This window comes from Streptomyces sp. NPDC001068 (assembly GCF_042897315.1).
Lineage (GTDB): Bacteria > Actinomycetota > Actinomycetes > Streptomycetales > Streptomycetaceae > Streptomyces.
Map to the genome: position 1 here is coordinate 154,874 of NZ_JBIAYD010000005.1, position 22,328 is coordinate 177,201.

Below are 22,328 nucleotides of genomic sequence, written 5' to 3' on the forward strand. Positions count from 1 at the left end.
GACCCCCTCCCGCGCACGGGAGCTCAAATCTTTCCGCGAGCTGTGAGTCACGTGTGACCCGCGTCCGTACTGCTGGGCAGCCCCGTCCCCCCCGACGGATCTACGACTGCAGGAGGTCCAGTGCGCTTCTCGTGGCATGTGACGGGAGCCTTCGTCATCGGCGGCGCCGTGAGCCTCGCGCTCGCGGCGCTTCTCGGCCCGGGTGTGTGGGGAGCAGGCGCGGCCCCCGCCGCGTCCAACCCCGTCATCGCCCAGACCCCATGGGGTCCGCTGACCGAGTCGGACCGGGACTTCGTCGTGAAGGTGCGCGCCGCCGGGCTGTGGGAGTACCCGGTCGGCCAGCTCGGGTTGCAGAAGGGCACGTCCAAGGCCGTCGTCACCGCGAGCCGGCACCTGGTCGACGGGCACTCCGCGCTGGACGTCACCTGCCGCAAGATCGCGCCGATGCTGAACATCACACTGCCCAACAAGGCGAGCCCGCAGCAGCAGGGCTTCGTGTTCACCCTGACGGCCGACAACGGCGAGCAGTTCGACACGGACTTCGCCAACATCCTGCGGATGACCCACGGGTCGATCTTCAACACGGTGGCGAAGATCCGCTCCACCACCAAGAACACCCTCGTACGCGCCCTCGCCGACCAGGCCAACGACACCGTGCTCGATCACATCACGGTCATGGAGAGGACCGGTCTGGTCGACTTCGAACAGACCCTCGCGAAGCAGACCGCCGCGCCGACGCTGCCCTCGTCCGACCTGACCCCGCCCCCGCCGCCGTTCGGCGAGCCGGTGATCGTCCTCACCCCGCCGCCGGACGCCACGTCCACCCCGGTGGACGTCGACGGGATCGGCGCGCCGGCGGGCGGCGCGGTACCCGGAACCGGCAGGTGACCCGGCGGGCGGACACCCGCCGCCCCTGACCGTCGGGCCGCGGGCGTGGCCCCGGCCCGCCGGCCGGCGGGCCGGAGCGGATCGCGGCTCCGGCGGCTTCTATAGGCTGGCCCGGTGAGCACAGCAGACGACCGGGCGGACCTTCGGACGCTGGCCGTCCTGTTGCGCCGGATGAACGGCGAGATCAACCGTCTGGTCCACGGGTTCGCGGGCGACCAGGGCCTGCATGCCACGGACGTCCAGGCGCTCGCCGCGATCCTGGACGCCGACGAGCCGATGACCCCGGGGCGGCTGCGCGAGCATCTCGGGCTGACCTCGGGCGCCGTCACCGCCTGCGTGGACCGTCTCGAACGCGCCGGGCACATCCGCCGGGTGCGGGAGAGCGCCGACCGCCGGGTGGTGCACCTCCACTACGTGGCCGACGCCAGGGTCGCGGCGCGCACGTACTTCCGGCCGCTGGCCCGGGCGGCTCAGGCGGCGCGGGCCGGCTTCACCGACGACGAACTGGCCGTCGTCGAGCGCTTCCTGGCCGCCATAAACGAGGAACTCGCCGCCGTCAGGGCCCCCGAGGTCTGACCGCCGGGAGAAAGGACGTCCCCGTCCGGTGCATCCGGCGGGGGCTTCCGCGCGGAAGAGACGGCGCCACCCGCGATCCATCGGCCTCGATATATCTCAATCATCAAGATTGTTTATCATCGAGATTCAATGCCCGCCTTCGTGCTGTCAGGAGTCCCATGCCCCGCACCCCGCGCCGAGCCCGCCTGCTCGCGCCCCTCCTGCTCCTGGTCGTCTGGCTCGGCGTCGGCGGGACCCTCGGCCCGTACGCCGGACGGCTCGGCGAAGTGGCCACCAACGACCAGGCCGCGTTCCTGCCGCGCAGCGCCGAGTCCACCGAGGTCGCGGGCGCCCAGCGGAACTTCAGGCAGGAGGAGACCCTGCCCGCGATCGTCCTCTGGACCGCCGAGGGCGGCGGACCGGTACGGGACCGGCAGGCGGCCGCCACCCGCGCGCTCGCCTCCCTCAGCGGCGCGCCCGGCCTCGTCGGGCGGGCGTCGCCCGCCCTGCTCTCCAGGGACGGCGCGGCCCTCGAAGGGGTGGTGCAACTCCGGCCGGACCTCGGCGACCGGCTGCCGGACGCCCTCGACAGGGTCCGCGCGGCGGCGCAGCGCGTCCCCGGCGCCACGGTCCGGCTGGCCGGGCCCGCCGCCTCCCAGGAAGACCTGGCCGACGCCTTCGCCGGCATCGACGGACTGCTGCTCGCCGTCGCCCTCGCGACGGTCCTGGTGATCCTGCTTCTCGTCTACCGCAGCGTCCTGCTGCCGTTCGTCATCATCCTCGGCGCCGTGTTCGCCCTGGGGCTGGCCTCCGCGATCGTGTACGTGCTCGCGGACCACGGCCTGGTCCGGGTGGACGGACAGGTCCAGGGCATCCTCTCGATCCTCGTCATCGGCGCGGCCACCGACTACGCCCTGCTGATCACGGCCCGGTTCCGGGAGGAACTCGGCGGCCACGGCGACCGGTTCGCCGCCGCCCGGGCCGCACTGCGCCGCTCCTGGGCGGCGGTCGTCGCCAGCGCGGCGACGGTCGCGCTCGGTCTCCTGGCCCTGCTCCTCAGCGACCTCACCAACAACCGGGCGCTCGGACCCGTCGCCGCCATCGGCATCGTCTGCGCCGCCGTCTCCGCGCTCACCTTCCTGCCCGCCGTACTCGTCCTGCTGGGCCGGGCCGCCTACTGGCCGGCCGCGCCGCGCCCCACCACCACCGACAAGCCGGGCGGCCACGGCGTGTGGCCGCGCGTCGCCGCGCTCGTGGACCGGGCTCCCCGCAAGGTGTGGGCGGTCTCGCTGGCCGGACTGCTGCTGTGTGCCGCGTTCGCCCCGACCCTGGCCTCCAAGGGGGTCGCCCTGGACGAGACCTTCGTCGACGACGCGCCGTCGGTCGCCGCCCAGCGGACCCTGACCCGGCACTTCCCGGGCGGCTCCGGCAACCCGACCGTCGTGATCGCCGCGGCCGACCGGCTCGACCGGGTACTGGCCACCGTCCGCGCCACGGACGGTGTGGCCTCGGCGGCCGCGGTCGGCGAGGGCGGACGCCCCGGCGGCGAGCCGCTGGTCGTCGGCGGCCGGGCCCGCATCGACGTCACCCTCGACGCCGCCGCCGACAGCGACGCCGCCGAGAACGGCGTCGCCCGGTTGCGTACCGCCCTGCACGCGCTGCCCGGCGCGGACGCGCGGGTCGGCGGCTACACCGCACAGCGCTACGACACCGAGCGCACCGCCGTGCACGACCGCGCGGTGATCGTGCCGGTCGTACTGGCGATCATCTTCGTGATCCTGACCGTGCTGCTGCGCTCGCTGCTGACCCCCGCGCTGCTGGTGGCCAGCGTGGGCCTCAACTTCCTGGCCACACTGGGGGTCTCGTCGCTCGTCTTCCGGCACGTCCTCGGCTTCACCGGCACCGATCCCTCGGTGCCGCTGTACGGCTTCGTGTTCCTGGTGGCGCTCGGCGTCGACTACAACATCTTCCTCATGTCGCGCGTCCGGGAGGAGTCCCTGCGGCACGGCGTGCGCGCGGGCGTGCTGCGCGGGTTGGTCGGCACCGGCGGTGTGATCACGTCGGCCGGCGTGGTGCTGGCGGCGACCTTCGCCGCGCTCGCGGTGATTCCGCTGACCTTCCTGGTGCAGATCGCGTTCATCGTCGCCTTCGGAGTCCTCCTGGACACCCTGGTGGTGCGGTCGCTGCTGGTGCCCGCGCTCGTCCGGGACCTCGGGGAGGTGGCCTGGTGGCCGGGCCGGCTCGGGGCCGGCCGCGCGACGGCGCCCGGCGCACCGGAACGGAGCGCGTCCCGCGTGGCCTGACGGCCACCGGCCACCGTTCGCCGGCTGCCCGGGGCACGAAGAGACCAATGCTGCTCCACCATAGGGATTAAGCGTCCAATAACACAGTTGCGTCGCGGGCGATTCCGCCCGGGTGAATCCTTAGCGTGGCGGCGTTGTGCACGGGGCGGCTCCCTGGCCGTCCCGCGCTCGTACCGACCACGAGAGGAGCGAGCGTGAACGCTCGTTTCGGCATGAAGCGGAAAGTGGCGCTCGGAGTGACGGCACTGGTGGCGGTGGCCGCCTCCGCCGTCCCCGGATCGGCGTCCACCCCTTCTGCTGAGAAGCCGGGGTTCTCCGACCACTGGGGCGTCATCACCCGCAACACCATCGGCTCCCCCGTCATCGCCCTGCGGAGCGGTCCGTTCGCCTCCTTCGGAGTCCAGGGCTCGGAAGCGAACCCGCCCTTCGGAGCGGGAAGCCTCGGGATCGAGGTGGCGGACAACTCCACCTCCCTCACGCCACCCGCCGAGAGAGCGGCCTTCGGGAACGAGCTCGACTTCTACGGGGAGCCGGTACTGGGGCTGGACCGGGTCGGGTTCCACGTCTTCCAGACCGGCGAGAACGTCTCGTACGGCGGTCCGGAGAACCTGCCGAACATCACGTTCGAGATCAACCCCAACCTCGCCGCCGCTCCCGCCACCACCTACTCGTCCCTGGTGTGGGCGCCGGACGCCGCCCCCGCCGTGAACCAGTGGAGCCCCTACCTGGACGCCACCGCGACCGGCAGGTGGTACCTCACCGGGAGCGCGGGCGGCGTGACGGGGTGCAACCTGGCCACCCGGTGCACCTTCGAGCACCTGAAGAGGGTCCTGGACGACGGCGGTGCCCGGCCGACCGTGTACACCGCCGCGGTGACCAAGGGCCGCGACCACATGTGGGTCGGCGCCGTCGACGGCCTGCGGATCAACCGCGCCGTCTACGACTTCGAGGCCGACGGGGTCAGGATCCGCCGGGCCGGCTGAGCGGGGCACCCGCCGGGGCGGCCGGACGCCGTGCCGCCCGCCTCCACCGAGCGGGTGCCTTCTGGCGTGCCGGGCCGTGCGTGCGGGCCGCCGACGGGGGGCACCGCCTAGCCTCGACGCCGTACTCACCCGGAGCGGGAGTGCCACGCATGTCTCCGCGGACACGTGACAGGCGAGGCGACTGACGTTGTGCCCTTCGAGGTGGTGGACGACCACGACGCCTGCATGCCTGAGCGGACCGGGTGCGCGCAGGAGCCGCGGTCCGACCGAGATTGCGGAGTCGCGGTGATCACTCATCCCAGTTTCACGGTGGAACCCTGGTGCCTGCGGGAGAGCGAGCTCGACCTGGACCTGCTGGCCCAGAGCGAGTCGGTGTTCGCGCTGTCCAACGGACACATCGGATGGCGCGGAAACCTGGACGAGGGCGAACCCCACGGACTGCCCGGCGCCTACCTCAACGGCGTGTTCGAGCGGCATCCGCTGCCCTACGCGGAGGCCGGCTACGGGTATCCCGAGTCCGGCCAGACGATGATCAACGTCACCGACGGCAAGATCGTCCGGCTGCTGGTCGACGATCACCCGTACGACCTGCGCTACGGCCGGCTGGTGGAGCACGAGCGGGTGCTGGACTTCCGCACCGGTGTGCTCAGCCGTACGGCGAAGTGGACCTCGCCCGGCGGCCGCACGGTCCGGATCACCTCCCGGCGGCTGGTCTCCTTCACCCAGCGGGCGGTCGCCGCCATCGTGTACGAGGTCGAACCCGTCGACGGACCCGCCACCGTGGCCGTGCAGTCCGAGCTGGTCGCGAACGAGCAACTGCCCAGTCTGGTGGGCGATCCGCGCGTCGCGGCGGCCATCGAGTCCCCGCTCACGTCGGAGGACAGCTTCGCGGAGGGCACCCGGCTGAGACTGGTGCACTGCACCGACCGCAGCGCGCTGCGGGTGGGAGCGGCCGCCGACCATCTGGTCGAGGGGCCGGAGAGCACCTGCTGGACGGCGCAGAGCGAGCCCGACGTCAGCCGTCTGACGGTGACGGCGGACCTGGTGCCCGGGCAGCCGCTGCGGCTGTTCAAGTTCGTGGCCTACGGCTGGTCCGCGGAGCGTTCGCTGTCGGCCGTGCACGACCAGGTGGACGGAGCGGTGGCGGCCGCCGTCAGCGCCGGCTGGGACGGGCTGGTGGCGGGACAGCGGGCGTATCTCGACGAGTTCTGGGCCGGCGCGGACGTGGAGGTGGAGGGCGACGCGCAGATCCAGCAGGCGGTGCGGTTCGCGCTGTTCCACGTGCTCCAGGCGGCCGCCCGCGGCGAGAACCGGGCGATTCCCGCCAAGGGGCTGACCGGGACCGGGTACGACGGGCACTCCTTCTGGGACACCGAGTCCTACGTGCTTCCGCTCCTGACGTTCACCGCTCCGGAAGCCGTCGCCTCGGCACTGCGCTGGCGGCACAAGATGCTGCCCGCCGCCCGCGAGCGGGCCCGTGAGCTGAACCTCGCCGGGGCGATGTTCCCGTGGCGGACGATCGACGGCTCCGAGTCGTCGGCCTACTGGCCGGCCGGGACGGCGGCCTTCCACATCAACGCCGACATCGCCATGGCCGCCGCCCGCTACGTCCTGGTGACCGGGGACGAGGACTTCGAGCGGGAGGAGTGCCTCGACCTCCTGGTCGACACCGCCCGGCTGTGGCGTCGCCTCGGCCATCACGACGCCGACGGCGTCTTCCACATCGACGGGGTCACCGGACCCGACGAGTACAGCGCGATCGCGCGCGACAACCTCTACACCAACCTGATGGCCCGCCAGAACCTGGTGGCCGCCGCGGACGTGGCGGGGCGTTACCCGGAGCGGGCCGAGGAACTCGGTGTCGACGACGAGGAGACCGCCGGCTGGCGCGAGGCCGCGGCCCGCATGGCGATGCCCTACAACGCGACCCTCGGCGTCCACGAGCAGTCGGCCGGATTCACCGGCTTCCAGCGCTGGGACTTCGACGCCACCCCGCCCGAGAACTACCCGCTCCTCCTGCACTACCCGTACTTCGACCTGTACCGCAAGCAGGTGGTCAAGCAGGCGGACGTGGTACTGGCGATGATCGAGTGCCCGTACGCCTTCAGCGACGAGGACAAGGTACGCAACTTCGCCTACTACGAGGCGCTGACCGTCCGGGACTCCTCCCTGTCGGCCTGTTGCCAGGCCGTGCTCGCGGCCGAGACGGGGCACCTGCGGCTGGCCTACGCCTACCTCACCGAAGCCGCGCTGATGGACCTCGACGACCTGGAGCACAACACCCGGGACGGGCTGCACATCGCCTCCCTCGCGGGAACCTGGCTCGCCCTGGTCTGCGGCTTCGGCGGCATGCGGCGCCACCTCGACAAGCACGGGCGGCAGGGCCTGCTCGGGTTCGCCCCGCGCCTGCCCGAAGCACTGTCCCGGGTGGCCTTCACCGTGCAGACGCGCGGGCAGCGCCTGAAGGTCGACGTCGGGCGGACCCATGTGCGCTACCGACTGGCCGAAGGCGATCCGCTCACCGTGCTCCACTTCGGGGAGCCGTTGACCGTGACCCTCGACGAGCCGGTGGACCTGCCCGTGCCGCCCGCGCCCGTCCACCCCGAGCCCCAGCAGCCGCGGGGCCGCCGCCCGGAGGGCATGCGGAACGACGAGGACCCCCGGGAGGAGACACCGGACTGACCTCGGCATCCGCACCCGCCCCGGCCGTGCGGACGACCCCGACACGCGCGGGTCAGCCGGCATTACCGCCGGTTTGTGGTGCTTTGGACCCTAGCGTGGTGGGTGAGGCGCCGGAGGTGACGGGCGGGCGCCGGTTCCGGCAGGAAGAGGCGCGCGTGATCGAGGCACAGCAGCTGACGAAGAGGTACGGCGAGAAGACGGCGGTGGACGGGCTGGACTTCACCGTGAAGCCGGGTACGGTGACGGGCTTCCTGGGACCCAACGGCGCGGGGAAGTCGACGACGATGCGGATGATCGTCGGACTGGACGCCCCCTCCCGCGGCTCCGTCATGGTGAACGGGCACCGCTACGCCCGGCATCGGGCGCCGTTGCAGGAGGTGGGGGCGCTCCTGGAGGCCAGGTCGATCCATCCCGGCCGGTCCGCCCACAACCACCTGCGGGCGCTCGCGTTGACGCACGGGATTCCCGCCCGGCGGGTCGGCGAGGTGATCGAGATGGCGGGGCTGGGGAGCGTGGCGAGGAAGCGGGCCGGGGCCTTCTCGCTCGGCATGGGCCAGCGGCTGGGCATCGCGGCGGCCCTGCTGGGCGATCCGCGGACGGTGATGCTGGACGAGCCGGTCAACGGGCTCGATCCGGAGGGCGTGCTCTGGATCCGCAACCTGCTCAAGACGCTCGCCGGGGAGGGGCGGACCGTGTTCGTGTCCTCTCATCTGATGAGTGAGATGGCACTGGTCGCGGACCACCTCGTCATCGTGGGCCGCGGCCGGCTGCTGGCCGACACCACGGTGGCGGATCTGGTGCGTGCCTCGGGCGGGGACACGGTGAAGGTGGCCACCGAGGACCCGGCGCGGCTGCGGGAGGTGCTGGCCGGCCCGGGGGTCGACATCGCGGGCCGGGCAGGTTCGGAAGAGCTTCAGGTGACCGGGCTCAGCGCCCGGGAGGTCGGTCTCGCGGCGGCGGAACACGGGATCGCGCTGTACGAACTGTCCGCGCGGGCGGTGTCGTTGGAGGAGGCGTTCATGAACCTGACCAGGGACGCCGTGGAGTACCAGGGGACCACGGCGGGCGTCGAGGCCGCGGCAGCCGGCGGGAGGGTGGCATGAGCGCCCTGACCGCGCCCGTCGAGACGGCTCCGGCCGCTTCCACGCGTCCCGCCTACCGGGTGACCGGACGGCGCGTGCTGGCCTCGGAGTGGGCCAAGCTCTGGTCGTTGCGGTCCACGTGGATCACGCTGGGCCTGGGCCTGCTCTTCCTGGTCGCCTTCGGGCTGATCGCCTGCGGCCGTTACAGGTCCGGGTACGGCTCCGGCCATCTGGGCGGGGACTTCGCGCGGTCCACGGACGTGCGCCTGTGCCTGTTCGGCACCAACTTCGCGCAGCTCGCCCTCGGCGTGCTCGGGGTGCTGGTGACGGCGGGGGAGTACTCCACCGGCATGATCCGTTCCACCATGGCGGCCGTACCGCGCCGGCTGCCCGTGCTCTGGTCCAAGGCGGCCGTGTTCGGACTGGTGGCGCTGGTCGTCGGCACCCTCGGGGCGTTCGCCGCCTTCGGGGCCGGCAGTGGCATCGTCGCCGGCACCCCCGCGGCGACGGGTTTCGGGCACGCGGGAGTCGTCCGCAGTCTGCTGGGCGCGGGGCTCTACCTCGGGCTGGTCGGGGTGATCGGCACCGCCCTGGGCGCACTGCTGCGGTCGGTGGCGGGCGGCATCGCGGTGCTGGTGGCCGCTCTGATGCTGGTCCCGGGGCTGATCTCGCTGCTGCCCGGCTCCTGGCAGGACGGCATCAGCCCCTACCTGCCGAGCAACGCGGGCGAATCGATGTTCGCCCTCACCCACGACGGCACCACGCTGTCTCCCGGCGCGGGCCTGCTGGTCTTCCTCGGCTGGACGGCGCTGGTCCTGACGGCGGCGGCGTACCGCCTCGCCCGCAGCGACGTGTGACGGACCGCGCGGGCGGCGCCAGGGGCGGGCGACCTCCCCGGACGCGGCGACGGAGGTCCGGGCCTCAGTGCGTACCGGACAGCCCGGCCAGGAAGTCCAGGAGCTCCCGGCCGACCTCGTCAGGCCGTTCCTGCTGGGTCCAGTGCCCGCAGCCGGGAAGGATCACCCCGCGTCGCAGCAGCGGTGCCGCCTGTTCCACGAGGGCCAGGGTGGCCTCGGCGCCGCGCAGGCCGAGGACCATGTCGCGGTCCCCGCCGATGTACAGGGCCGGAACCGTGATCCGCCGGCCGCGGAAGGCGGCGAGCAGCTCCCAGTCGCGTTCGATGTTGCGGTACCAGTCGAGCCCGCCGGTGAAGGCCCGCGCGCCGTGTCCGGCGTAGTCGGTCACGAAGGCGTCGATGTCGTCCGCGGTGAGCCAGTCGGGCAACCGTTCGGGCTCCGGCATCAGGTCCAGCAGGGTGCCGCCGTCGGGGACGATCCACGGGCCCGGCCGGACCGTGGTGGGGCTGTCGCCCGAGGCGCCGAAGAGCAGCCGGCGGAACGTGGCCGCCGGATCGCGTGCCAGCGCCGCGTCGGCGATCCCGGGCTCCTGGAATCCGACCTGGTAGAAGCCGTCGCCGTACCTCTCCCGCGTGACCGACGGCGGAGTCATCCCGCCGGGCAGCACCGGTGGGACGCTCAGTCCGGCCACGGCCCGCACCATGTCGGGGCGCAGCATGGCCGTCACCCAGGCGACCGGCGCGCCCCAGTCGTGGCCGACGAGCACCGCGTCCTCCTCGTCGAGCGCCGTGATCAGTGCGATCACATCGCCGGCCAGATGGAGCAGCGTGTACGACTCGACGGCGGCCGGCTGCTCACTGCGCGCGTAACCCCGCTGGTCGGGGGCGACGACCCGGTAGCCGGCCGCGGACAGGGCGCCGATCTGGTGCCGCCAGGAGTACCAGCTCTCCGGGAACCCGTGCAGGAGCAGGACCAGCGGCCCCCGCCCCTGCTCGGCCACGTGCAGCCGGACGCCGTTCACGGTGACGTACCGGTGCCGGATCGTGTCGGACATACGACCTCCCTACGACCCCTACGACCTCACTCCCTACGACCTTCCGCGTTCCGGCGACTGTCCGCCTCCCCACCAGCTTCCGCGCTCCCTCGGGGCGGGCGGGCCGAGGAGCGCGTCGATGCTGTGCCACAGGGCCTTCGGGTCGACGGGTTCAGGCCGTGCTCTCGGCGATGGCCTGGGGCGCCTCCTGCGGCACGGGGAACGCCGGGTGCCGGGTGGTCCCGTCGGCCGGCGCGAAGAGGTCCGCGTCGCTCTGCGGCCACCGGGCCGTGGGCGCGGCTTCGGTGCCGGCCTGGTGTGCCGCGGGCAGGTCGTCATTGGATCCGTGCGGAGCCGGGGTCGGGGCCGGGGTCGGGGCCGGCTCCGGAACGGTGCGGGGCTCGGAAGGGGCGGAGGCCGGCCGGCCCGGTCCGGAGGCGCGGAAGGTCAGCAGCACGGCGGAACCCGCCGCCCACAGGACGAGAGTCGCCAGCGGAGCGAGGACGTGGGAGCCCTGGAAGTAGCTGAGGTCGGCGACGGCGCGCACCGCGGCACCGGGTGGCAGCAGCTCCGAGAGCACCCGGGCCCCGCTGGGCATGAGGTTGATGCCGATCGTCGCGCCGCTGGTGGAGTTGCCCACCGTCAGCAGCAGCAGGGTGGCGACCGGGATGCCCAGCGGGCCGATGTAGGTGGCCAGCATCTTCGTGGTGAAGGCCGCGGCGGCGGCCAGCAGCGCCAGCACGAACGCCAGTGGGAGATACGGTGCCGGCACGGCACCGAGGATGGGGCCCGCGATGGCGGCGGCGACGAGGCCCGACGCGGCGGCGAAGGCGGTCATCAGGGTGAACCGGTGCCGCAGGTGCAGCAGGTTGCTGAGGCCCACGACGTTCTGGGCGAGGGCGAAACCGGAGAGCGTCACTCCGAAGGAGACGTAGAAACCGGCCAGACCGCGGGCGTCGTACTGTTCGAGCGGCACGACGTCGGAGACGGTGATGTGCCGGCCGGCGCCGTGCGCGTAGGCCGTGGCGAGCTTGGTGACCGCACTGGTCGTGGAGAGGCCGTTGGCACTCGCGATGTCGAGCTTGAGGTCCTTGTGGTGGGCACCGGTGCCGAGCACGGCCACCACGTCGCGGTGCAGCAGCGCGTCGCGCGCCTCGGCGGCTGTGTCGCCCCGCCGCACGTCGATCGAGTCGCCCAGGGCCTGCTGGACCCTGTCCGCCAGCTTCTCACCCGTGACCGCCACCGGGATCCGGTGCGGCTGGGGATCGCGTGTGAGCCCTATGTAGCAGGTGACGAACGCCGAGACGATGACCAGGCCGATCAGGAACGGCTGTAGCCACACGCGCACGGGATAGCGGCGCTTGTGCTGCGGGGGGCGGGGCTGGGGATGCACTCCGGGGTTCTCCATGACTGGTGGTGACCGCTGGCGGGTCCGAGGGGAAAAGGAAAAGAGAAGGGGACGACCGGTCGGCGCGGATCGCGCCTGGCGGACCCGGGCGGGTCCGGGCCGGTCAGCGGCCCTCGAGCGGTTTGTACGCGTGTGCGGCATCGAGCTCGGCAGCATCGATGATCATCGTCGGACCTCCGTCGGGCAGTGCGGTGCGCCTTTCCTCAGGTGCAATGCTTGAGCGACAGAGGTGTATTCCTTATGACTGTGTCATTTTAGTGTCTTGTTCGTGGCGGCCCCGGGTGCGGCCGCTCCTGGCGTCCGAGTTCTTCGCCACCTCGTGGGTGAGGTCGGGGCGGAGATGGCGGGGTTGGGGCGCGGGAGGTACACTTCGTGATGTAATAAGTGAATACTCTATGGGTATGTCTACATGGCTGTAGTCATCGTGATCGATGGAGGTCTCGGAATGTCCTGGACCGCGACAGCCCGATACGGCGTCGAGCCGGCCCCGGGCGGGCTGGCCTTCGTACAGGACCTGCTCAACACCCTGTCCGCCGGGAAGCCGCGCGAGCCCGACCTGCTCCAGTCGGCCGAGGACGCCCGCGCCTGGCTCGACCAGGCGTTGCGGAGCTGGAGCGAGGCGACCGGGCGCCCCGCGCCGGCCGTCGAACTGACCGCCGAGGACGTGCGGGGACTCCACGACTTCCGGCACGACCTGGCCGAGAGCCTCCACGTCCGGCAGGGCGGCCCGGCACCGGAGCCCGGCCCGGCGGCCTCACTGATGACACTGCCGGCGGCACTGCGGCTCGACGGGCACGGGAACGTCCACGCCGAGCCCCGCGGCACGGGATGGCGGCAGGCCGCGTCGCTCGCCCTCATGGAGATCTACCAGGCCCAGTGCACCGACACGCTGCGCCGTCTGAAGACCTGCCGGAACACCCGCTGCCTGACCGCCTTCTACGACCGCTCGCGGAACAACAGCGGTGTCTGGCACGACGTCCACGTCTGCGGCAACGCGGCCAACCTGCGCAACTACCGGGCACGCAAGCGGGCGGGCGCCGACCAGGTCTGACGGCTCCGTGCGCCTACCCGGCGTTCGTACGGGAGGTGCCGGACGGCGTCGTCGCCGGCTGCCGCCGCGGCCCGTCCGCTCACGGTGTCAGCTGCGGGGGCACGCCACCGTCGAGCAGTTCGAGCAACCGGGCCAGGAGCGAGTCGAGTTCACGGCCGACCTCGGCGATGTCCGGGTTGCCGTAGCTGGCGAACAGCAGGCTCGGCTGGTCCACGGCCAGCTTGGTCACCCCGTCCTGGTCCTGGTAGAGCAGGGTGCGCAGCGGGGCGTGGAGCATGGCCGACGGATCGTGTCGGTACATGCGCTGGGCGATGGTGTGGTTGCCCATCAGGTACTGGGTGGCCGCCCAGTACGTCCCCGACCCGGCCATGATGTCCGGGACGTCGCTGCGGTAGTAGCGCATGAAGCCGTGCGGGGCGTTGACCGCGGCCACTTCGAGTGCCTGCGGCCAGGAGGCCGCTTGCCGGAAGCGGGCGATGTCGACCTCCGGGACGAGGGACTCGTACTGCTCCCGGGCCTCCTCGTAGGGGCGGGGAAGGGCCGCGACGATCCGCCGGGAGGGGTGGTCGACGACATCGGTGTGCAGGGTCATGGCGATGCCTGTCCGTCTCGGGGCCGGCGCTCCGGCCGGCCGGCCTTGGTGTCGTCGGTCCGGCCGCGGGCGCCCCGGCCCGAGCGTTCGCGGCCGGACGTCAGAAGTAGTGAACGTCGCTCAGGTCGATGCCGACCATGACACGGTCACGGTCGGGGTGTCCGTCGGGCCGGCGCAGGTACGCCCGCCGCCTGGTGGGGAACTTGATGCCGTCCGCTTCGTCGATGTCGTGGACGTACTGGGCGGCCGCGAAGCCCCCGGCGATGTCCACGTGGTAGTCGTGGCGCCTGAGCAGGTTGTCGTCGCCGAAGTAGAAGTCCTGGACGGTGCTGTGGCTCGCGATGTCGTCCGGGAAGGTGACCCGCAGCCGGCGCCACCGCTCGGTCGGCGACTCGTTCCAGGGTTCCGCCTCCTCCACGGTCATGCCTTTCATGATCGCGAAGAAGGGCGTGGTCAGGTACGTCCACAGGGCGTAGCCGTTGAAGTAGGCGCGGTCCAGCGGATCCCAGGGGGTCTCCAGCACGTGTCCCGTGAAAGCCCGCCGCGGGTCGAGGCGTTCGGCCACGACGGTGCCGTCGGAGCGCTCGATCGCGACGCGGCCGGCGGTGAAGTCGGAGTGCTGGTCAGGGGCTCCGAAGGGCTCCACCGAGGCGTGCTCCCGGTGCGTGGCGACCGTCATCCGGCGCGGCTGCGGGTCCTGTGGCAGGCCCTTCGCCACGAAGAGCTCCCCGCCGCTGACGATGGTGGCCGTGACGGTCGTGAACCGGTTCCACCGCTCTGTTCCGCCATGGGCCTCGAGAACCTCTGAGAGCAGATCGGTCATGGTCCCTCCAAGGTGAGCCCGAAAGAGCTTGGAAAGCGGGGTTTACGCGGATGGCCGCACACGAATAGGCCACCCAATTTTATGATAAGCGTTGTTTTTCGCGCGGGTTTTATGGGCTTTCCGATTGCCGCTTTCCGTCCGGGCCGATCACCACTGCCGAAAAGGACGACACCGGCAGCCCGCGGGGCGGTGCCGGCGTCGTGTGCCAGGGTGCCGTCCGCCCGGGGTCACCTGAGATAGATGACCACGCCGTTGCGGCCGTGCCTGCCTCTCCTGCCGTCGTGTCCCCGACGGCCGTAATCTCCGTCCTCCCCGTGGCGTCCCGGCACACCCGTAGGGCCGGTGGGGCCGGGCGGACCGGAGGGGCCGGACGGACCGGGAGGGCCCGGAGGGCCCTCGTGGACGGCGTTCCCCTGGAGGGCGACGCGCCGCGCCTGAAGTTCGTCGAGCTGCTGCTGGTGCGCGACGAGTGCGGTCGACTCCGCGACGAGTACGAAGGTCAGCACGGCGCCGACTACGAGGCGGCGCTGCGGGCCGTCCCACGCCTCTTTCATGCGTCCCACGTTTTTCCTCATGTCGTTTCGCGAGATGGGGCCGGGTCAGGACGCCGCGGGACGGACCTCACCGGGGAGCGTCCTTTTCCCATGACGTCGTCGGAGAAGCGCAGGCGCCACCTGATCTCGTGGAAAGCCCGGAGGCGTGCCCTGCGCCACGGCCTCTTCGCCGGACCCGCGCGGGCCCGGCGAAGAGGCACGGGATGTCGGCGCGGTCCAAGGTCTAGCTCGCCGGCGGGGCGACGGCGTCCTTCCCGTCCTTTCCGTCCCTCCCGTCCCGTCCGTTCGCGCCGTCCTGTCCGTCCTGCCCGTCCGTGCCGTCCTTGCCGGGCGGCCCGATGGGGCCGCCGGGACCGGTCGGGCCGGGGGGACCGGACGGCCCGGGAGGGCCGGGTTCGAGGCTCGCGTCCACGCTGACGGGTTGCAGTTGGAGGTCGTCGATCTGCATTTGCTGGGCGATGAGCAGAGCTGACTGTGCGACGAGCGCGACGGTCAACACGGAGCCGAGCACGAGGGGGCGCCGCGGTCTACGCAGCGCGTCAATCACGCTTCTCACATCATTCCTCACGTTATGTGACGGGGGAAGCGTAAAGGACGTAAAGGCGGAAAAGGTGGAATTGCGTCTCGAGTGTCTTTGCCGGGTCGAGGCCGAATGCCGTGTTTCTCGCGATCACCGCGCGAAAGGGCCGGGGACACCCTCCGGCGAATCGCGGCGAGTACCGCGACCCGGCCGGCCGGGCGCCCCATGACACACTTGAACCGGGTCGTCACTGGCGTGGACAGCGGGAGGCAGCACCGTGCTGACATTGGATCTGCATCCGGTGTTCCGGAACAACCGCGACATCGAACTCTCGCTGCGGCAGATCGTCTTCCAGGCGAAGCACACGGGGGAGCCCGTCGTGCAGATCATTCACGGCAAGGGCACGGGGCAGCTCAGGAGCCGTGTGCTCGCCTTCCTCGACCAGAGACACATCAGGCGGCTGTACGACCACCTGGAGATCGACTCGTCCAACACGGGCCGCATCCTGGTGCACTTCGCGCCACGCCCCTGAGCCCCGCCCTGCCCCCGCCGCCTCGGTCCGTGGCGCCGCGGGATGCCGTCCCTCAGGTCGCCCTCCGCAGCTGCCTGATGGGTGCCCCCACCCGGTGCAGGTGCGTGAGAGCCTCGCGGTAGGACCGCAGCAGCCCCGTCTCGTGATAGGGCACGCCGATCTCCTCGCAGTACGCGCGCACGACGGTCCTGGCCCGCCGGAGATGGGGAGAGGGCATGCTCGGGAACAGGTGGTGCTCGATCTGGTAGTTGAGCCCGCCGAGCAGCACGTCGGTGACCGCGCCACCCCGCACGTTGCGGGAGGTCAGTACCTGGCGGCGCAGGAAGTCGGGCCGGTCGTCACCGCTGAAGGTCGGCATGCCCTTGTGGTTCGGGGCGAAGATGCTGCCGAGATACACGCCGAAGAGGCACTGGTGCACGGCGAGGAAGGCGATCGCCCTGCCGGGGGAGAGCACCAGGAACAGGGTGCTGAGGTAGGCCGTCATGTGCAGCAGGAACAGGCCGCCCTCCAGCCGGCGGCTCTTCATGGACGGCGAGAGCAGCGCCCGCGCGCTCGACACATGCAGGTTGAAGCCCTCCAGGGTCAGCAGTGGGAAGAACAGGAACGCCTGGTGGCCGCCGATGAACCGGGCCAGGCCGCTGCTGTCGCGGGCCTGGTCCGTGGACCACACCAGGATGTCCGGGGCGACATCGGGGTCGAGTTCCTCGTGGTTGGGGTTGGCGTGGTGGCGGGTGTGCTTGTTCATCCACCAGCCGTAGCTCATGCCGATGCCGAGGTTGCCGAAGAGCCGGCCCCAGATCGCGCTCGTGCTCTGCTGCCGGAACACCTGCCGGTGCGCGAGGTCGTGGGCCACCAGCGCGATCTGACCGAAGACCAGGGCCATCACGGCGGCGACCGCCAGCTGCCACCAGGAGTCGCCGATCGCGACGAAGGCCGCCCAACCCCCCGCCAGCAGCCCGGTCACCACGGTGAGCCGCGCGGCGTAGTAGCGCGGCCGGCGCCGCAGCAGACCCGCCGCGGTGATGCGCTGGGACAGCCGGGCGAAGTCGCTGCCGCCGTCGGGGCGGTGTCCGCGGTCGGGCACGGCGGCCGAGGCCGCCGCCGGGGCGTCGGAGAAAGTTGTCATGCAGCCGAGTCTCGCTACGGCCGCCACACCGGGAACAGCCTGTCAGCCCCAGACCCGTCAGGGGGCCCTGCCCCCGCCGGTCCATGGGGCTGTCCCCACCGTCGTACCTCCTGAACTGGCCTTTTCCCGCAGGCACACCAGGTACAGCAGGCCCTCCGGGCCGCCGCACGCGCGGGCAGCGGCTGGCGAACCGGTGGGTGCCGGCGGGGCGTCAGGAGGATCCGTCACCCGTGGACCGGGAACGACGCCTGGAACGCCAGACGCTGATCGGCCAAGGCGCCGATGCCGGCCAGGACCTCGTCGAGCGCCATGAACTCCTCCCACGGCGCCCGGCCGCTCGCGGCCAGCCGGGCCACGACCAGGTCCTCCAGGTCGGTGACGCGCTTGTTCTTCCAGATCTTGTCGGCGAGACTGACCAGCAGGTCGTCGAAGCCCGCCGGCGCATCCGGCCAGGACGCGTGGGTCGCGGCGAAGCGCGCCAGCGCCGGACTGATCCCGTGATCGAGCAGCAGAGCCCGGCCGGTCTCCTCGTGCGCGGAGCCGGGGCCGGACAGCTCGCCGAGGTGCACGGTCTTCCCCACGTCGTGCGTGGCCGCCCCGAAGAGCACCGCCTCGCGGTCGACGGCCGCCGTCGGACAGTGCTGCTCCAGCCAGTCGACCAGCTGGTGCGCGACGTCGTGGACGGCGCGCAGGTGGGCCGCCAGCCGTGGTGGGCACCCCAGTTCCGACAGGAGCCGCGCGACGCGGTCCGGCAACGGCCGCAGCGGAGGGTCGGCGGTGCCGCTCATGGCTGTCGGCAGAAGGGTCCCGGCTGTCACCGTGGCAGGGTACCCACCAGGACCCCGTCGTGTGTCCGCTCCGACGGAGGCCAACCCGGCATCGCAGAACGGGCACTTGGCGCCGCGCCGCCCGAACGGGCTTCCCTCCGCCGGGCTTCCGCCAGGCGGGCGAGGGCCGCGGCTCGCACGGCCGGGTCCTCGGCGACGAGCCCGAACGCCCAACCCAGCCGCTCGGCCCGCGCGTCGGCGTCGTCCGCGTCCGTACCCGTTCCGCCAGTCACACACGGGATCATCGCCCAGTCGGGTCGACTTGATCCACCGGATTCCCCGCGGACGGCCGGGAGTCCGGTCCGACCGCCATCGGTCGCCCGCTAAGATTTCTTGGCATGACGACACGGGGGTGGCGGCCGGTGGCCGTGGCGGGCGTGGCGATCGTGGCGGCTGTCTGCGCCTCCGGTCCCGAACGTCTGCTGTCGGTGCGTACGGCGTCCGATCTCGGCCCCCTCCCGGCCGACCGCTACTCCTACACGGCACAGGACTACCGAAGCTCGGAGCGGGCATCGGCGTTGCTGACCCGGCAGTGCATGGCGGACCACGGCCACCCCGGCTTCCCGCTCGACCCCCGGTATCCCACCGCCACCGCCACCGCCACCGCGGTCACCACCGACTACGGGGTCCTGGATCTCGACACCGCCGGGCGCTGGGGATACGGCTGGGATCCCGCGAAGTCCCTGATCCCCCGGCCGAAGGGCCGTCGGATGACCTACGCCGAATTCGCGGACCTGCCTGCCTGCAACGCCGAGGCCGACCGACGGCTTCTGCGTGGTGTCGACCGCAAGCGGGACTGGCTGTACGGCAGTTCGCGGTCGGTCGTGGTCGACCGGGCGGTCGAGCGCGACCCGCGCCTGCGGGCGGCCTGGGCCGTGTGGTCGCGCTGCGTGGCGGATCAGGGTTTCGCCCGCTACCCCGACCCGGTCGCGGCGTACACGGACAGCGCCTGGGGCCGTGGCAGCGACGGCAACACCCGGCACACCCGGCGCGAGCGGGCCACCGCCGTCGCGGACGTCGCCTGCAAGCGCCGATACGACACGGTCGAACTCTGGCACTCCGTACAGGCGCGGCAGCAGGCACTGGACATCGCGCGGCACCGCGACCGTTACGCCGCCGCGCTGAAGGCGCTGCGGACGTACCGGGCCAACATCTCCGCGGTGCTGCGCAACCTCGGCTAGCGTCCGCCCCCGAAGCCCCCCGAAGCCCCCGGGAGGTTCCTGGAGGTTCCGGACCCGGCGGCTTCCCCGTGGGTCCGGCCGACTTCCCGTATATGGTCGGCACATGGCGAGTCGCAGCCGGGATCGCGTCGCGGACGTCCGCACCGTCGTGGGCGCGCACATGCCCGGCCGCCGGATCGAGTCCGTCTCGCCGCTCGGCGAGGGCCAGGACAATGTGGCCTACGAGGTCGACGGCGAACTGGTCGTCCGTTTCAGCAAGGAACCCGATCCGGCCCGGCGGACCACTCTGGTCGAGCACGAGGCCCGCGTGCTGGCGGCCGTAGCCGCCGTCTCGCCGCTGCCCGTCCCCGAACCGGAGTTCACGGTCGCGGAGCGGGGATGTCTGGCCTACCGCAAGCTCCCCGGCGTCCCACTGCTGGAGATGCCGCACCACCTGCGCGCGGCCCACGGCACGTCGATCGCCGCCGGGCTCGGCGAGATGCTCACCGCGCTGCACGCGGTGCCGGTCGACCGGTTCGCCGGACTGGTGGAAGTGGACCGCCAACCGTTGGCCAAGTGGCTGCGGGAGGCCTCGGAGAACTACCTGACGGTGGCCGGACAGGTGCCGGCGGCACACCGCGGTCCCGTCGAGGCGTTCCTGCGCGCCACGCCTCCGCACGACGGCTTCACCCCGGTGTTCTCCCACAACGATCTGGGGATCGAACACGTTCTCGTCGACCCGCTCACCTGGGCCGTGACCGGCGTCATCGACTGGAGCGACGCGGCGATCGTCGATCCGGCGTACGACTTCGGGCTGCTCCACCGCGACCTCGGCCCGGCCGCGGCCCGGGCCGCCCTGAGCGGATCCCGGTTCGACGCCGCCGAGCGGGCCCTTCTCGGCGAGCGGGCCGCGTTCTACGCACGGTGCGGTGCCCTTGAGGACCTGGCGTACGGCATCGGGGCGGCCCGGGGAGAGTACGTCGACAACAGCCTCGCCGCGATGGCATGGCTCTTTCCGCCCTAGACCGCCGTGGCCCTCGCGGTCGGCCCGCTACCTTCGCCGATGCCGATGCCGATGCCGATGCTCTGTGCGGCGTGGGGCCGCGTGCCGGTGGTGGTGATGCCGTGCGGCGATCGTGACGGTGAGAGCCTCCACGGCGTCCACGGTCGCGGCGCACAGCGCGACCGCGCGTCCGGCCGGCGGTCCGTCAGGACCGTCTGCCGACACGTCCGGTGACCCTTCCCGTGGCCCGTCCCCCCGGTAGGCGGCCGGCAGGCCCGTGCGGGTCACGCAGGAGTCGAACACGGACCGCAGCGCCCCCGGGACGACGGTCTCGGCCCCCGCGGCGGCCCGGGCGAGAGCGGAGAGGTGCTCGTGCACCGGATCGGCCAGCTCGGTCAACTCCGGCACGACGTCGTCCGCGGTGCGCGGCAGGTGTTCGCGCAGCAGGGTGACGCATCCGGCGAGCCGGTTCACCTGAGTGCTGATCTGCTCCAACTGTTCGTCCGACCAGGGCCTGTGGTGTTCGGCCGGCTCGTCGGGCGCCTGGCGCGCCGCCGCCGTCAACCGCTCCCGCAGGTCCCGGGAACGGCTGCGCAGAGCGTCGAGGACGGTGAGATCGGCCGCGTCGGCGTCGGCGTAGCCGGTGAGCAGCAGGGGGAGCAGCCGGTCCTGCACCCGTAGCCACTCCGCGAGCAGTCCCGGCACCCGATGGGTCGACCAGGTCGGCCAGAGCAGGAAGATGAACACGGCGAGGGCGGCGCCGACCACCGTGTCGGCCGAACGCGACCACGCCGTCGGCCCCGGCAGCCCGCCGATGTGGTGGATCAGGAAGACGATCCAGGTGGTCAGCCAGAGGTTGAGCATCAGCTGCCCGGTGCGCAGCGTCACGAAGGACGCCGCCGCGAGGATCACGGTGAGGGCCGCGAGACCGCCGGGCGACCAGTGCGGCATGGACAGCAACCAGGCGAGGACACCGCCCAGTACGGCGCCGATCGCGCGTCCGCTGGCACGGGCGAGGGTGTGACCGTACTCGGGGAAGAGCACCAGCATGGTGGTCAGGGCAACCCAGAAGCCGTGCGCCGCGATGCCGAGCCCACCCCACCCGCCGATGGTGCGCCCGACGACCTCGCCGATCACCACGCCGAACGCCAGCCGCACCGCGTGCCGGAAGATCGGTGAGCGGGGATGGAGTTGAGCCCGGACGCGGCGGACGGTGCGGGTGACCGAGAGTGTGTCGGAGTACAGTCCCGGCACCTCGTTGTGGGGTTCCAGGGCGTCGCCGAGGTGGTCGTCGGTCGCGCGGCCGGCGAGCTGCGCGGCGAGCTCCAGCCGTGTGGTCAGGTCCCGTGGGCCACGGCCCGGTGCGGACGCCGCCCATGACGCGAGCAGGCTGTGGACGTGACCGGGTGCGCGGTGCTCGCGCCCCGAGGCCACGGTGCGGGAGATCTCCCGCAGCACCTGCGCGGCGGCGTTCAGCGCCTGCCGGTCGCCGGCCGCGACCGGCGCCGTCAGCCGTACGGTGTGCAGGGCGCGGCGCAGCCGTTCGGCTTCGCCGAGCAGCCCGAACAGGGCCGCGGCCGCCGGCCGGCTGAACTGTGGCAGCAGATCCAGGGCTTGCCGTGCCGCGGTGAACGGCGCTGTGCCGCCCGGTGCGGCGGACGCCCCCGAGGCCGCGGCCGCCTCGTCGGCCAGCGCCTGGTACAGGGTTCCCAGCGCGCGGCGCTGTGCGGCCAGCCGTGCCCCGTACGGCGGAAGGAACTGCGTCAGCGCGGTGAGACCGGAACCGACCGCGATCCACCCGGCCATCTCCAGGCCCGTGTGCGTGTCGGGCGCCAGATCGGCGGTGATCATCAGGCCGATGACCGTGAGGCAGGCCCGGATACCGGGCGCGACGCCCAGCGCCCGCCACATCCCGGCGGTGAAGGCGGCCACCGCGAGCACCAGCAGGAACAGCCAGGTGGTGCCGTGCACCAGGGCGCCCAGTACCGCCATCGCGCTGAAGGCCACCGCCATCCCGGTCCCGTTGACCGCGCGGTGCCGCAGAGGACTGAGCAGCGTGCCGATGCCGCAGATGAACGCGCCGACACCGGCCATCGCGCCGGCCACCGGGTCGTCCAGGAGCAGTCCGAGGACGGTGGCCAGCAGCACGGCCAGCACCGCCCGTACGATCGCGGACGGGGCGGCGAACGCCCGCTGGACACTGAGCCCCTCACGGGCGGTTGCGGCGAGTGACGACCACCAGCGCATGTCCGGGCACTCCTTGCGGTTCCGTGTCACGCCCGCGCGGGCGCCCTGATGCCGGAGGCGGACTCTCACGACGGTGCGCGGCGGCGGGAGGTAGGGGTTCGG

General features: G+C 72.2%; 20 protein-coding genes. 11 read left to right on the top strand and 9 right to left on the bottom strand.

Annotated features, from left to right (window positions below):
* Positions 1-120: 120 nt before the first annotated feature.
* From ACFY3I_RS15795 to ACFY3I_RS15825, 7 genes are all read left to right on the top strand, one after another.
* Complete coding sequence (locus ACFY3I_RS15795) at positions 121-888, top strand: DUF4142 domain-containing protein (protein WP_390861021.1); 768 nt, start codon at positions 121-123, stop codon at positions 886-888.
* A 171-nt stretch (positions 889-1,059) separates the two neighbouring features.
* Positions 1,060-1,464 carry a MarR family winged helix-turn-helix transcriptional regulator gene (locus ACFY3I_RS15800; RefSeq protein WP_390861358.1) on the top strand — a complete coding sequence of 135 codons (405 nt, stop codon included), beginning with the start codon at positions 1,060-1,062 and terminating at the stop codon, positions 1,462-1,464.
* A gap of 158 nt (positions 1,465-1,622) precedes the next feature.
* The gene (locus ACFY3I_RS15805; RefSeq protein WP_390861022.1) at positions 1,623-3,746 is read left to right on the top strand and encodes an MMPL family transporter; all 2,124 of its coding nucleotides are present in this window, start codon (positions 1,623-1,625) and stop codon (positions 3,744-3,746) included.
* A 194-nt stretch (positions 3,747-3,940) separates the two neighbouring features.
* Positions 3,941-4,729 (top strand): hypothetical protein, encoded by a 789-nt coding sequence (locus ACFY3I_RS15810; RefSeq protein WP_390861023.1) that lies wholly within the window; start codon positions 3,941-3,943, stop codon positions 4,727-4,729.
* A 285-nt stretch (positions 4,730-5,014) separates the two neighbouring features.
* Positions 5,015-7,411, top strand: coding sequence for a glycoside hydrolase family 65 protein (locus ACFY3I_RS15815; protein ID WP_390861024.1), 2,397 nt, complete (start codon positions 5,015-5,017; stop codon positions 7,409-7,411).
* Positions 7,412-7,566: 155 nt separating this feature from the next.
* Complete coding sequence (locus tag ACFY3I_RS15820; protein WP_390861359.1) at positions 7,567-8,514, top strand: ATP-binding cassette domain-containing protein; 948 nt, start codon at positions 7,567-7,569, stop codon at positions 8,512-8,514.
* Complete coding sequence (locus tag ACFY3I_RS15825; protein ID WP_390861025.1) at positions 8,511-9,350, top strand: ABC transporter permease; 840 nt, start codon at positions 8,511-8,513, stop codon at positions 9,348-9,350. Before ACFY3I_RS15820 ends, ACFY3I_RS15825 begins: the two co-directional genes overlap by 4 nt.
* 64 nt (positions 9,351-9,414) lie before the next feature.
* Here the strand turns inward: ACFY3I_RS15825 and ACFY3I_RS15830 are convergent, their stop codons facing one another.
* A complete protein-coding gene (locus tag ACFY3I_RS15830; protein ID WP_390861026.1) occupies positions 9,415-10,404 on the bottom strand; it encodes an alpha/beta fold hydrolase in 990 nt (329 codons plus the stop codon).
* 151 nt (positions 10,405-10,555) lie between these two features.
* Positions 10,556-11,776, bottom strand: coding sequence for a hypothetical protein (locus ACFY3I_RS15835; RefSeq protein WP_390861027.1), 1,221 nt, complete (start codon positions 11,774-11,776; stop codon positions 10,556-10,558).
* A 460-nt stretch (positions 11,777-12,236) separates the two neighbouring features.
* Here ACFY3I_RS15835 and ACFY3I_RS15840 point away from each other — a divergent pair, with 460 nt between their 5' ends.
* A complete protein-coding gene (locus tag ACFY3I_RS15840) occupies positions 12,237-12,842 on the top strand; it encodes a CGNR zinc finger domain-containing protein (protein WP_390861028.1) in 606 nt (201 codons plus the stop codon).
* A gap of 79 nt (positions 12,843-12,921) precedes the next feature.
* Here the strand turns inward: ACFY3I_RS15840 and ACFY3I_RS15845 are convergent, their stop codons facing one another.
* The 4 genes from ACFY3I_RS15845 to ACFY3I_RS15860 form a co-directional block, all read right to left on the bottom strand.
* Positions 12,922-13,434 (bottom strand): DUF302 domain-containing protein, encoded by a 513-nt coding sequence (locus ACFY3I_RS15845; RefSeq protein ID WP_390861029.1) that lies wholly within the window; start codon positions 13,432-13,434, stop codon positions 12,922-12,924.
* Between the two features lie 100 nt (positions 13,435-13,534).
* A complete protein-coding gene (locus tag ACFY3I_RS15850) occupies positions 13,535-14,257 on the bottom strand; it encodes a hypothetical protein (RefSeq protein WP_390861030.1) in 723 nt (240 codons plus the stop codon).
* Between the two features lie 227 nt (positions 14,258-14,484).
* Positions 14,485-14,811, bottom strand: coding sequence for a hypothetical protein (locus tag ACFY3I_RS15855; RefSeq protein ID WP_390861031.1), 327 nt, complete (start codon positions 14,809-14,811; stop codon positions 14,485-14,487).
* A gap of 223 nt (positions 14,812-15,034) precedes the next feature.
* Positions 15,035-15,310 (bottom strand): hypothetical protein, encoded by a 276-nt coding sequence (locus tag ACFY3I_RS15860; RefSeq protein ID WP_390861032.1) that lies wholly within the window; start codon positions 15,308-15,310, stop codon positions 15,035-15,037.
* 298 nt (positions 15,311-15,608) lie between these two features.
* Between ACFY3I_RS15860 and ACFY3I_RS15865 the strand changes: the two genes are divergently transcribed.
* Positions 15,609-15,863 (top strand): Smr/MutS family protein, encoded by a 255-nt coding sequence (locus ACFY3I_RS15865; protein ID WP_390861033.1) that lies wholly within the window; start codon positions 15,609-15,611, stop codon positions 15,861-15,863.
* 52 nt (positions 15,864-15,915) lie between these two features.
* Here the strand turns inward: ACFY3I_RS15865 and ACFY3I_RS15870 are convergent, their stop codons facing one another.
* Both ACFY3I_RS15870 and ACFY3I_RS15875 read right to left on the bottom strand, forming a co-directional pair.
* On the bottom strand, positions 15,916-16,989 hold the full coding sequence (locus ACFY3I_RS15870) for a fatty acid desaturase family protein (protein ID WP_390861034.1): 1,074 nt from the start codon (positions 16,987-16,989) through the stop codon (positions 15,916-15,918).
* Positions 16,990-17,213: 224 nt separating this feature from the next.
* Positions 17,214-17,777 carry an HD domain-containing protein gene (locus ACFY3I_RS15875; protein WP_390861360.1) on the bottom strand — a complete coding sequence of 188 codons (564 nt, stop codon included), beginning with the start codon at positions 17,775-17,777 and terminating at the stop codon, positions 17,214-17,216.
* A gap of 377 nt (positions 17,778-18,154) precedes the next feature.
* Between ACFY3I_RS15875 and ACFY3I_RS15880 the strand changes: the two genes are divergently transcribed.
* Positions 18,155-18,997 carry a hypothetical protein gene (locus ACFY3I_RS15880; RefSeq protein ID WP_390861035.1) on the top strand — a complete coding sequence of 281 codons (843 nt, stop codon included), beginning with the start codon at positions 18,155-18,157 and terminating at the stop codon, positions 18,995-18,997.
* Between the two features lie 103 nt (positions 18,998-19,100).
* Positions 19,101-20,000: a phosphotransferase family protein gene (locus ACFY3I_RS15885; RefSeq protein WP_390861036.1), complete on the top strand. Its 900-nt coding sequence runs from the start codon at positions 19,101-19,103 to the stop codon at positions 19,998-20,000.
* A 27-nt stretch (positions 20,001-20,027) separates the two neighbouring features.
* Here ACFY3I_RS15885 and ACFY3I_RS15890 read toward each other — a convergent pair whose 3' ends face one another.
* Entirely contained in the window at positions 20,028-22,226 is a 2,199-nt protein-coding gene (locus ACFY3I_RS15890) for an FUSC family protein (RefSeq protein WP_390861037.1), read from the bottom strand.
* Positions 22,227-22,328: the final 102 nt, after the last annotated feature.